This is a genomic window from Bacillus sp. Au-Bac7, from assembly GCF_021341655.1.
Classification (GTDB): domain Bacteria; phylum Bacillota; class Bacilli; order Bacillales; family Cytobacillaceae; genus Niallia.
Genome location: NZ_JAJTTG010000002.1, coordinates 479,881 through 491,390, shown reverse-complemented (window position 1 = coordinate 491,390; position 11,510 = coordinate 479,881). Strand labels below are relative to the sequence as shown.

Here is an 11,510-nt window from a genome sequence, read left to right as displayed (position 1 = left end):
AGGAGATTATTACATATGGATTTACTGCAGTTAAGATATTTCCAAGTAACAGCAAAGCATGAAAATATCACCCATGCTGCCAATGAACTATTAATATCACAGCCTGCCCTCAGTAAAATGATTCGCAAGCTTGAGACAGAACTAGATATGCAGCTGTTTGATCGAAAAGGAAAAAATATCTTTCTCAATTCAGCGGGTGAAAAGTTTCTAAAATGGGTAAATCTATCACTCTATGCCCTTGAACAAGGCGTTTCAGAAATGAAAGACATAAAAAATGGGCAAATGGATACGATTACCCTTTATGTAACAGTCGGTTCGATGCTGCTGCCGAAGCTACTTCAGCAGTTTCGAACTAAGTTTCCAAAAACACGCTTTAATCTAACACAGCATACAAATAAAAGTATTTCCTATAATTTTGCCATCACATCTGAGCCATTAGAAGGTAACGAGCATATCGTCTTGCTGGAAGAAGAAATATTACTGGGTGTTCCTATCTCCCATCCGCTAAGCCATTTAGACTCTGTTTCTTTAAAGGACTTAGAAAAAGAAAAGTTTATCAGCTTAACGAGTGGAAAACCATTGCGGCACACAACCAATAAATTATTCGAACAAGTTCATTACGAGCCAGATATTATTTTCGAAAGTGATGATCCCGCTACAGTAAGAGGATTGATTCAAGAAGGCCTAGGCATCTCCTTTATCCCTTCTATTCTTTGGAAAAATGTCAGGCAGGATCCCCTTAAACTGCTGCATATAAGGGAACCTGAATGTAAACGGACGATTTATTTATGTTTTCCAAGCGGGCATTCGTTTACCAATGTGGAGAAGTCACTATTCGATTTTCTCGTTGGTTTTTTTGAAGAACAGATTGATGAATCACAAGGTCATTGAAGCTTTTAACCTTCAATGACTTTTATTATGTTGAAATATGTAGATATTTATCTGTTAACTTACAAGGAAATGCTTGTTTTTGTCAAATATTATCAGAATTTTTATATAAATAAGTGTTGTTTCCTTATTTTCACAGTGTTAACATTACTTTTGTAAGCGATTCCAAAAAATAAGGAGGAGTTAGATGACTCAATTATCTGGAGTGCTAAAAGAAAAGGTGGAAAGATTCCTAAACGGCCAGAAAAAACTATTTATTAACGGTGAATTTGTTGAAAGCACCTCACAAAAAACCTTCGATACATACAACCCGGCAACTGGAGAGGTTTTAGCAACTGTTTTCGAAGCAGGCCCAGAAGACATCGACCGTGCCGTCAAAGCAGCCCGCAAAGCATTCGATGAAGGTCCATGGTCCAAAATCAGTGCATCAGAGAGAAGCCGCCTCATGTACAAACTCGCAGATTTAATGGAAGAAAACAGCGCCGAGCTAGCCCAGCTCGAAACATTAGATAACGGCAAACCAATCCGCGAAACAACCAATGCCGATATCCCGCTGGCAGTCGAGCATATGCGCTACTACGCAGGCTGGTCCACAAAAATCGTCGGCCAGACAATCCCAGTCAGCGGACCATTCCTAAACTACACACGCCATGAAGCAGTCGGAGTCGTCGGGCAAATCATTCCATGGAACTTCCCGCTCCTAATGGCCATGTGGAAGCTCGGCGCCGCACTCGCAACAGGCTGTACCGTCGTCCTAAAACCAGCTGAACAAACACCACTGTCAGCCCTTTACCTCGCAGAATTAATCCAACAAGCCGGCTTCCCAGAAGGAGTCGTCAACATCGTCCCAGGCTTCGGCGAAACAGCAGGCCAGCCGCTAGTAGATCATCCATTAGTAGATAAAATTGCCTTTACCGGTTCGACTGAAGTCGGAAAACTAATTATGGCAAATGCCTCTAAAACATTAAAACGTGTTACATTGGAGCTAGGCGGTAAATCACCGAATATCATCTTGCCTGATGCTGATTTATCGAAGGCAATTCCTGGTGCCCTAAACGGGGTTATGTTTAACCAAGGCCAAGTTTGCTGTGCAGGTTCCCGCGTGTTTATCCAAAAGAAACACTTCGATAATGTGGTTGCTGATATGGCATCCCATGCTAAAAATATTCAACAAGGTGCTGGTATTCATGCAGATACAGAAATCGGCCCGCTAGTTTCTGTTGAGCAGCAGAATCGCGTACTTGGTTATATTGAAAAAGGGTTGAATGAAGGTGCACAGCTAGTTGTTGGTGGTACTAAGCCACAGGAACAGGGCTACTTCGTTTCCCCTACAATATTTGCTGATGTGCGAGATGAAATGACGATTGCGAAGGAAGAGATCTTTGGTCCGGTTATTTCAGCGATGCCATATGATGATTTGGATGAGTTGATTAACCGTGCTAATAGCAGTGAGTATGGCTTAGCAGCAGGTGTGTGGACGCAGAATGTTGGAAAAGCACATTATATTGCGAGCAAGCTCCGTGCAGGGACTGTTTGGGTGAATTGTTATAATACGTTTGATGCTGCTTCTCCGTTTGGAGGGTATAAGCAGTCTGGTATTGGGCGTGAGATGGGGTCCTATGCGCTTGAGAATTATACGGAGGTTAAGAGTGTTTGGGTTTCTTTGGATTAAGGTTTTAATTGTTATATGTTTGGAAGGTACTGGTTTCAGTACCTTCCAAACATTTTTTTCTGCTACTGGCTTTCTTAAGCTTCCTCTTTCTCATTGTTAATTTTATTCAACATGATACAAGCTGCGGCAGTAATAGCAATAGGAATAAATGCTTCATAAACCTCTGACAAATCATCTTTAATAGCGTAAACTATTAATACTAAAATGGAAACCATCACATATAGAAGTATTAAAATCCTATTCATGACAAATCTATGTTTATTTTTCATATTTGCCCTCTCTTAATACAAAAATAATTTAAAATTTATCTTTTTTGTAGAAAAGTTAAAGACTTAAAAATACTAAACATTGTTGCTTTTGGTAGTTTAATTATTAGTTTGGCCACTAGTAACAATACAAAGTACTTCTTTGATTGTTTAATAACAATTTAGCAGGACATAACAAAGACAGCTTTTGTTACTGTGTTTTATCATTATAAAGTAAAAAAGTCCTGTGAAGTCGTGAGCAATAACAGGTAAGGTATTTACCTACTTAATAATTACTGGTTATTCTATACCGGTAGTTTTTACTTACCGATCGCCACTTGATGGAACAAAGGTATCCACCACATGATTAACCATTTCATCGTACTTTTCTTTCTGGCTAGCTGGGTATGTTAGCTTTACTGTTGAGATGACACCAGCTTGCAGCTTGCTCTTCTGATACACGATATTATCATTTGCATCTATAAAAGATACGATAAAGTAATTGTCCCCTCTTTTTTGTAAGGCAATAGGATTTACTGCATCATCTGTAGAAAATTCATAGTAAGATTGGAGATTATCCTGTAAAACATCAAAACTTCCATATGCTGAAATCTCAGCTTCCCCATTACTAAATCCTAATCCATCACCATTATCTGGTGCCCGTCCTGCTTTAAATGTATCAGGATACTGAACAATAAAACCAAAACGTGCATTTTCATAGCTCATGTAGTTGAATTCCTCAAGCATGGCATTTTGGCTGATAGCTGTAGTTGTGTTTACACCGTTTTCAGAAAAGTTGTTTTGATCTTCCGTTTGTTGAGGAGTGCTTGTACTTTCTGCAGCCGCATTCTCCGTAGTTTCTTCGGTTTGTTCTTCAGTGTCAGCACTTTCCTTAGATAGAGTCTTCTCTTTCACTTCATTTTCCATACTTTTCTTAGACACTGCCTCTGCTTTCGTTTCTTTAGTCTTGCTTGCTTCTCCGTTATCGGTAGATTCACTGCATCCAACAAGCAACAACAGTGGTAGAGCTAAGACGCTTGTGAATCTAACTATTTTCTTTTTCATCTGTGTTGGTTCCCCCTCAATTATGTACTTCATTATTATACCTATCTATACAATATTTGGGTATATCCACAAATCACTTTATCCTACGGATGTCTTTTATTTCCTTTACTAGTTTAAGATCATCCTGCTATTTAACCATTTCTCCTTATTCTATTTATTTCACATTAATAGATTATTCCTTTTAACTATTAGAATTTCCCTAAAGTTAGGAAATTTATCTTAAAAAATAATGAACATTCAATGGAAATTCCTTAGTCAATACATAAGGTTCTTAGCCCGCATATTTTAAATATGCAATAAAAAAATGCCGAAATCTATTATATCGGCATCCTTAAAATCAGATAAATTATTATATGTTTTATTCTTTATCTAAGGTGGATAAAAGTAGTCGTTCGAACGTTTTCTTTATAAGCAACAAAGTAGAATCACCTTTAACTTGTTCGATAGAGCTAATAAAATGTTCCACTATTGTATCATCCACTTGGGCAATTGGTTCTGGAAAGTATATTACACCTTCTTTTTCCATTGCTTTGCGACATGTATAAGCAACTGTATCAATAATGCAATTCCAGGCAGCACTATCTTTCTCATTTTTGGACATTTCTTGAATAATTGTTATGCCATTCTCTTCATCGTCTAATAGATCATAAAGTTCGTAACCAATTTCTTCGTTGTTTTTTACCCATTCCAAACATTTTGAAAGAGCATTTTGTGCTAGCTGTCTATCTTCAATCTGTGAAAAGTCACTTAAAATTTCTTTTGATAGCAGAATAAAAAAGAGTACTTTTCCTTCATCTGTTAAATGGCTAAATGTATGTTCTTCCATAGTAAATCCCTACCAATCATTCACTTCACTACAGCATAAAATTTAAAATCCGTAAATTGCCATTCTTTTCACTACTATTCACTTTTTTCTTATCTCCAACGCCAATTTATATCCCCATCTGGATAAACAGCAGGAATCTCAATTCCTTCTTTATTCCCCTGATCATCAGCAATATACCAATTGCTTTCATCTAACCATTCTGCATCAAATTGGTCTTCATCAAACACATTGTCTTCATTCGTAAGAGCCTCAAAAAATGTTTTATACTTTTCATAATTTCCTGTCGGTTTGAATATTCCATATACCCAAGAACCTTCTCTATTTACATCCAGAATGCCACCTATGTATTTCTCTTTAAAGTATAACTTCATTTTACACCCTTCTTCTTCATTATCGAGACAAATTAGTAAGAATTTTTATAGTTACTGATGGATGTGGTTATTTCAAGTGTTATCAATATTTGGAACAAAAGAAATTATCTAACCATACAACAGCTCATTGGTATGGATAATACTAATCTGAATAAGACATAAATATACACTAATGTCAGTAAGGAACAAAGACGTATCTTTTTACTATTAATATACCAATTAATAGAATCTCGATTTTTTTCAGGCTATATTTTATTAGTGATTCTTCTTTAAATTGTCATGTTTTTCACGGTATATAAACCTCAATGAGGCCTTTTATACAGAAGGACTCATTGAGGTTTTTTAATTGCGATATGGCCTCTGAAGATTAATTAATTTTATAATATTCTCACCCTCTGCAGGTTCGATATAAATCTTTTTAGTGTTGTTGAGTATCTCTTCTGTATCTTCTTGAAGTGTTTTTTCATCTACATCGGGTGGAGGTGCTTCCCAACGCATTGGTGCGTTATAAACATTTATTGTGCCATCGCCGTTCCCTTTATAGGTTATGGATCCGTCGATTAGACGAGACCCTGATAATTGTATAACGCCTTCTGGGTAGGTGGCGCTGTTATCGATATTGGGATTGATGGGTTCTCCAACAGGTATATGTCGAATATTTAATTCATCTATATCCTGATTTGCTCCAAGTTGCAACCAAACGCGTGCATATTCGATTTGTTCACTGGAATACGGAGCTAGCGGATCTTTGTTTTCTTTATCACTTGTGTTTGAGTCGTTACTTTCATTTGATTTGTCCTCAGAACCAGAATTGGCTGGTTCTTTCGAGATGGTGTTAGTTGATTCGTTCGTGTCTGTTTTTTCACCCTCGCTGGTATGAGTGTTTTTGTCTTTCTCCGAGGATTCTTCCGTTTGCTTCGGTGCAGAATTACCTGATGTATTACTGGTTTCTTCGCTTGCCTTACCAAAGCATCCTCCCAACAGTATTAAAACGCCAAGTAAACCAATTAACCTAGAAAACATCTTCATTTGATAAGTCATTCCTTTCGACCGAAATACCAATTGATGTAAATTAATCAAATTATATACAATTGATTATATCACAATAATCGTTTTAGCTGATTAACCTTCTTTGACAAATTGAATGCATATAAATTGGTTGAAATTAAAATCGTTCAAAAATATCTGAACGATGATTCGGGCAAAAGCATGTCATAATTTAATGTCTTATTGAAAATAATGTATCTTGAAACTTGTGGCAGCTTTATTAAGCTTCTATTTTAAAAAAATAAAAATAAAACTCATTCTGCTTCAATTAGATATTCCTTAATACTAACTGCATAACGACTATTTGGGAGGTAGGAAATTTCTAGAGTCTTTCCTGATAAGTTTTCTTGGTAATAATTTTTTGATATATTGAAGCTGTACACGTCTAACGTGAGATTATTAAATTCTAATTCCATTAGAATTTCAGTTCCATAGTCAGCGTCATCAAACTCCGCTCCAATTGGTGTTGCTACAACCGTTTCAAACTGTTTGTTTTCAAAAACTGTTTTATCTTTATAAAGATTTATGGAAGTTTCTATAAATGAATAGCTCGTTATCATCATTAACACGGTAATAAGTAAACAAATGATCTTTGCAAACCAATTTCCTGCCCCAATAATCAAGGCTATAAAAATAATACCAAAGCAGAGACAAAGGCTTGCAGCACTAAAAGAACCAAGCATTTCCGAAAAAATGAAGTTTTCATCGCTTAGCTCGGATATCCCCCATAGAATTAGCGTTATAATGAAGAATAACAATCCAGTAAATGCGACTAGGCCAGCAATAATTTCCCTTCTATCCTTACCTAGCCAAGTTCCGCGTGTTAACCTCTTTTTCTTTTTTAGCTTCTTCGTCATGTTACCCCCCTTAAAAATCAAATTCGAACTAAAAAGGAACAGGAGTCGCGAAAAAAGTTCAGTCTCCTTATAATTGAAAGAAGAGAATTCTTCTTATTCCTCTTGCCATTGCTGGCGCCAATCTTCATCTTTGGCATTAATTTTATTTTTATTTTTTATGGCCTTAATCACTTCTTTTGTTGCCTCAGCAATAAGTTCGTCGTTATAATCAGCATCTTTTTTATCGCGACTCGAAAGTACAGCAAGAACAATAGGATCTCCTTTTGTTGGCCAAATAATCGCAATGTCATTTCGTGTACCATATGATCCTGCTCCAGTCTTATCAGCCACAACCCAACCTTTCGGCACTCCAGCACGAATTAACTTATCTCCAGTAGTATTTCTCTTCATCCAATCTAGTAAAAGTTCACGTTTCTCTGTTGGAAGTGTATCTCCCAATGTAAAAGCCTGAAGACTAGTCGCAAGTGCTCTTGGTGTACTAGTATCATGAGTCTCACCAGGATTAACTTCATTTAAATCTGGCTCAAATCGCTCAGGATTGGTAACATTATCTCCGATATTCTCCAATGCTTTTTTAAATCCAAGTGGTCCCCCCAGTTGTTTGAGGATGAGGTTTCCAGCAGTATTGTCACTGTATCGGAGAGATGCATCAGAAAGCTCCTTCAGAGTCATTCCCGTCTCAACATGCTTTTCTGTAATGGGATTATAATTAACAAGATCCTCACGTGTATAGAAAATTCTTTGATTAAGATCTTCTATTGATTTCTGTTGTAAAAGTGCTCCTACAGCTAAAGCCTTATGAGTAGATGTATATGCAAAACGCTCATCTGGATGATAGCTTACTGTTTGGTTGGTGCCAGTATCCAACGCAAAAACACCAAGTTTAGCATCATATTTATCTTCAAGCTTCGCAAACTTATAATTAGTGACAGTTTCTTGTTTTTTGTGTTTAGTTAACTCAGCTTGAACGTTATTGTTTGAATAACCAAGCGTTGCACAAGAAAGAAATAGTAAAATCACAATTTTTCTGAGTGTGGAAGTGTTAAGTATGTTGCTTAATGATTTCATAAAAATTCAACCTCTTTCCTAAAAAATTTTTTAAATGTTCTCCTGGATAGCAGCCGAATCATTTAACTTATTTCATAAATGTAGACCTCCTAATTATGTTATTAAGCTCCTATGTACGAATTGAACATGCAAGCAGTTTTACTGAATACACACTAAATACCACAAATGTAGTATTTCATATCTAATCCAATAATGTCAATATTTTTTGTTTTATAGTATCCCAATTTATAACAGAACGATAACGTTTAGTTTAATTATTGTCTTGGTACATTTAAGCCTGTTAGCCAGTCTAAAGGTTTTTTCTAATTACATATAATTGACTAACCAAATTCCTACTAACGATTTATTAATTATAAATTTCTTTATTGGTAAATAGCAAGAATATTCCATACAAATTCTGTCAATCATTGAAATAACATGAATTACGGAGGAATTGTATGAATGCTATTTATTTCATAAATGAACGGATATCCTTAGGGGGGTTATCGAAAGAAGATAGTGTATGCCTACAAAAACAGAACTTGTTAAAATACATCCAAACAAACAACCTGAATATTGTTAAACCAAATATATATCAGATTAATGAGTATTACACCATCCAACACGCCCTTTTATACGATTTGGAAAAATTCGAAATAGAAAAAATAGATTACCTGCTATATTACTCCGAAGAAGTGATGCAAGACTTTATTTACATCTATCCAGACTATTGGTCTTTATTAAAAAGCCACTTTAATGTTGTGATTTCTTTAAAGAGGTTAGATACTTTTGAGGACAACTCCAATTCATTGATAAGTTAACGGATGAAGGAGTAAGTATTTTCGTATTTTGATTCCTTTATAATCAAACCTTTAATAATTTAACTGAGATGAATATAGTACTTTTTATATAAATAGAGTAAAATCTTGAGGTGCTTAACACGCTATATAAAAACGAGTTTTGAACCGATTCATACGAACGAACGCTTGAAGAAGGGTTTTTGCTTAAAAACCCCATGTAATATTACTATTTTCTATCTGAACAATGAAGGGTCAACAGAAGAACGCTCCTAGTATACCCTTTTTATTAAGACTAGATAGTGATTTTATTTCGTTTTCTTTCTTAAATATCTTATGAGCCAAAATACTATAGATAAAATCAATACAACAATCGAGGTCGAAGCTATTAAAAAACATTAAAATGAAATTATTAGGCCTAAGCAATTTTAAAATAGAAAGAAATTCCTCTTTTACTCTTTGTATTATCACTTTGTTCTACTTATTACGCAGAAACTGTTCGAAGGTAACTTCCCCCTTCTGATTATTTATATTTGTGTTCTTTCCATCAATGAAAGCCTTGGATAACCTCCCCGGCAAAGAAACATCAAATACTGTCTTCTTTTCCTTCTTCGCGTTTATTTTTACTTCAGCCATCTCTCTAATTGTCATTATCTCAGGTCCGCCATAATCCTCCACCCTTCCTTTGGGACCATTATTCACCAAATCAATTAGATGGGTTGCAAATTCATGCACGTCTACACTCTGCACTTTCCATCTCCCTGGAATGACATATCTGTTAAAGAGAGGTTTGGATAAAAGTAAGTTTTCCACAAAGCCATGAAATTGCGTGGCACGTGCAATAGTGTAAGGAACAGTACTTTTACTTAACAATTCTTCCGCTTCCAACTTCAGTTGATAGTATTTCCACGGTATTTCTTCGATACCCACGATGGAGGGGTAAATAAAGTGCTGTATATGTTGTATCTTACTCAACAGATTTCGTAAGCCTTCTATTTCTACCTTTTTGACGTTTTTCATCGGGCTTGTTGCTGCATGGATGATGACATCCACATCCTTTACAGCCTCTTCCAATCCCTCTCCTGATACCAAGTCGCTGTAAATCCACTCGAACTGTTGCCAATCTTGAGGTCTATTTCTAGATGTTATCTTCACTTTGTATTCTGTATCTTTTAGACGTAACAGCAAGGCGGAACCTAAATAACCTGTTGAACCTGTTACCAACACTCTCACGTAGAACACGACCCTTCTGAGGACTATTTCTTAATATTTTATTATTCATTTGTCTACTGCTTTATACGTCTTATTAGAGTGATACAAAATAAGCCACCAAATGGCAGCTAGAAATCTAATTATATAAATGGATAACAATAAACAGATTAAAGCTAAGCTAAATGAAACATTGGCGTTTCTTCGATTTCTTCTCCATTTTACCCCCGAAAGAAAAACGAAATTCCAGCAGAAATAGCAGAGCAATCAGCAATATCTTCAGGATGCTGATTTTCCTAAGGTTAAGCTAAGTTCACTTCAATTACCAAAGTATTCAAATCATAAAAAACGTAAAACTTTTCTTAGCTATAGCAGTCTATATAAAGGGAGAAATATTCAAAGTAACCCCTCAAGATTCACTTCATAGAGGTATTTCAACTGTTTTTCCATAATTATGGATGGAACATGAGGGAATAATGCATCTCGAAGAGTTACAGAAACGCGGTCATTCAGCTGTGCAACCACTCCAATTCGATTTGACATTCTGGTAATTGCACTTGTCCGTCCAGTTCGTTCTTGTTCATATCTTTCCAATGCTTCCTTAATTGTAGGACTTGTCTTTAAATGACCTGCGAGGATGATTGCATCTTCAATAGACTGTCCAGCCCCTTGCCCCAAATTTGGCGTCATAGCATGTGCCGAGTCACCAAGCAAAACAATGTTTCCGAATACAAAGCGGCTAATTGGTGGCAGATCATAAATATCATGGTTGAGCAATTGGTTATCAGAGGTTTGCGCCAGTATCTCAGGGATTGGATCATGGTAACCTTCAACCTTCAAATATCTTAATGAAGTTCTGTTACAGAAAAGTTTCTTAATGGAGAATTCTCAACTTTGGCATTAACGCATGTGAACCAATAGATTCGATTGTCCTGTAAAGGAACCAAACCAAAGCGTCCCTTGCGGCCCCAAGTTTCTATAAATACTTTCGGATTGTATCCTCTCAAGTTCGGTTTAGTCTCTACAACAGCTCTCCAACAGGTGTATCCCGCATACCTTGGTTTAACACTTGGCATTAGAGTATCACGAATGGTAGAATGAATACCGTCCGCAGCAATTAGTAAATCTTCTTCCTCTGATGTACCGTCTTCAAACCACACTTTCACACGGGAGTCACTTTGTTCAAAACGTATACAAGTCTTTCCGGTATGAACAATTTGTGCTAGACCTAAGGAGTTTATTAGCAACTCTAAGAGTTTTCCTCGCTCAATGGCAACATTGTCAAGTCCATACTTGCGGCCAATTAGAGCTGAGTCCGTCTGTTGGAGGATTTTCCCCGCAGGTGTAGATAGCTTTTATTCATTTTCATTAAGCCCTACTAACATAAACAATATGTTAATTTTTTGAAAAAGATGCTCCAATTACTCTTATTTTGGAAGTTACTCTGTTTAGCAATTAAGCTATCCTGCACCAGATTGTTATATAA

At 36.2% G+C, this 11,510-nt stretch carries 13 protein-coding genes; 3 read left to right on the top strand and 10 right to left on the bottom strand.

Going from position 1 to position 11,510, the window contains the following annotated elements:
• Positions 1 to 15: 15 nt before the first annotated feature.
• Positions 16 to 891: a LysR family transcriptional regulator gene (locus tag LXM54_RS11125; RefSeq protein ID WP_233315246.1), complete on the top strand. Its 876-nt coding sequence runs from the start codon at positions 16 to 18 to the stop codon at positions 889 to 891.
• Between the two features lie 184 nt (positions 892 to 1,075).
• Positions 1,076 to 2,560, top strand: coding sequence for an aldehyde dehydrogenase family protein (locus tag LXM54_RS11120; RefSeq protein WP_233315245.1), 1,485 nt, complete (start codon positions 1,076 to 1,078; stop codon positions 2,558 to 2,560).
• Positions 2,561 to 2,634: 74 nt separating this feature from the next.
• Here the strand turns inward: LXM54_RS11120 and LXM54_RS11115 are convergent, their stop codons facing one another.
• From LXM54_RS11115 to bla, 7 genes are all read right to left on the bottom strand, one after another.
• Positions 2,635 to 2,829, bottom strand: a complete 195-nt coding sequence (locus tag LXM54_RS11115; RefSeq protein WP_233315244.1) for a hypothetical protein — start codon at positions 2,827 to 2,829, stop codon at positions 2,635 to 2,637.
• Between the two features lie 300 nt (positions 2,830 to 3,129).
• The gene (locus LXM54_RS11110; RefSeq protein WP_233315243.1) at positions 3,130 to 3,870 is read right to left on the bottom strand and encodes a hypothetical protein; all 741 of its coding nucleotides are present in this window, start codon (positions 3,868 to 3,870) and stop codon (positions 3,130 to 3,132) included.
• A gap of 358 nt (positions 3,871 to 4,228) precedes the next feature.
• Complete coding sequence (locus tag LXM54_RS11105) at positions 4,229 to 4,696, bottom strand: Imm6 family immunity protein (RefSeq protein WP_233315242.1); 468 nt, start codon at positions 4,694 to 4,696, stop codon at positions 4,229 to 4,231.
• Positions 4,697 to 4,785: 89 nt separating this feature from the next.
• Positions 4,786 to 5,067, bottom strand: a complete 282-nt coding sequence (locus LXM54_RS11100) for a hypothetical protein (RefSeq protein WP_233315241.1) — start codon at positions 5,065 to 5,067, stop codon at positions 4,786 to 4,788.
• Positions 5,068 to 5,409: 342 nt separating this feature from the next.
• Positions 5,410 to 6,096 carry a hypothetical protein gene (locus LXM54_RS11095; protein ID WP_233315240.1) on the bottom strand — a complete coding sequence of 229 codons (687 nt, stop codon included), beginning with the start codon at positions 6,094 to 6,096 and terminating at the stop codon, positions 5,410 to 5,412.
• Between the two features lie 272 nt (positions 6,097 to 6,368).
• The gene (locus tag LXM54_RS11090; RefSeq protein WP_233315239.1) at positions 6,369 to 6,971 is read right to left on the bottom strand and encodes a hypothetical protein; all 603 of its coding nucleotides are present in this window, start codon (positions 6,969 to 6,971) and stop codon (positions 6,369 to 6,371) included.
• A 93-nt stretch (positions 6,972 to 7,064) separates the two neighbouring features.
• Positions 7,065 to 8,039: a class A beta-lactamase gene (gene bla / locus LXM54_RS11085; RefSeq protein WP_233315238.1), complete on the bottom strand. Its 975-nt coding sequence runs from the start codon at positions 8,037 to 8,039 to the stop codon at positions 7,065 to 7,067.
• Between the two features lie 437 nt (positions 8,040 to 8,476).
• On the opposite strand from bla, the gene LXM54_RS11080 reads away from it, so the two are divergent.
• Positions 8,477 to 8,839 carry a hypothetical protein gene (locus tag LXM54_RS11080; protein WP_233315237.1) on the top strand — a complete coding sequence of 121 codons (363 nt, stop codon included), beginning with the start codon at positions 8,477 to 8,479 and terminating at the stop codon, positions 8,837 to 8,839.
• A 453-nt stretch (positions 8,840 to 9,292) separates the two neighbouring features.
• On the opposite strand, the gene LXM54_RS11075 is transcribed toward LXM54_RS11080, so the two are convergent.
• From LXM54_RS11075 to LXM54_RS11065, 3 genes are all read right to left on the bottom strand, one after another.
• Positions 9,293 to 10,048 carry an SDR family oxidoreductase gene (locus LXM54_RS11075; protein WP_233315236.1) on the bottom strand — a complete coding sequence of 252 codons (756 nt, stop codon included), beginning with the start codon at positions 10,046 to 10,048 and terminating at the stop codon, positions 9,293 to 9,295.
• 372 nt (positions 10,049 to 10,420) lie between these two features.
• Entirely contained in the window at positions 10,421 to 10,864 is a 444-nt protein-coding gene (locus tag LXM54_RS11070; protein ID WP_233315235.1) for an FAD-dependent monooxygenase, read from the bottom strand.
• Between the two features lie 5 nt (positions 10,865 to 10,869).
• Positions 10,870 to 11,190, bottom strand: a complete 321-nt coding sequence (locus LXM54_RS11065; protein ID WP_233315234.1) for a hypothetical protein — start codon at positions 11,188 to 11,190, stop codon at positions 10,870 to 10,872.
• Positions 11,191 to 11,510 lie beyond the last annotated feature (320 nt).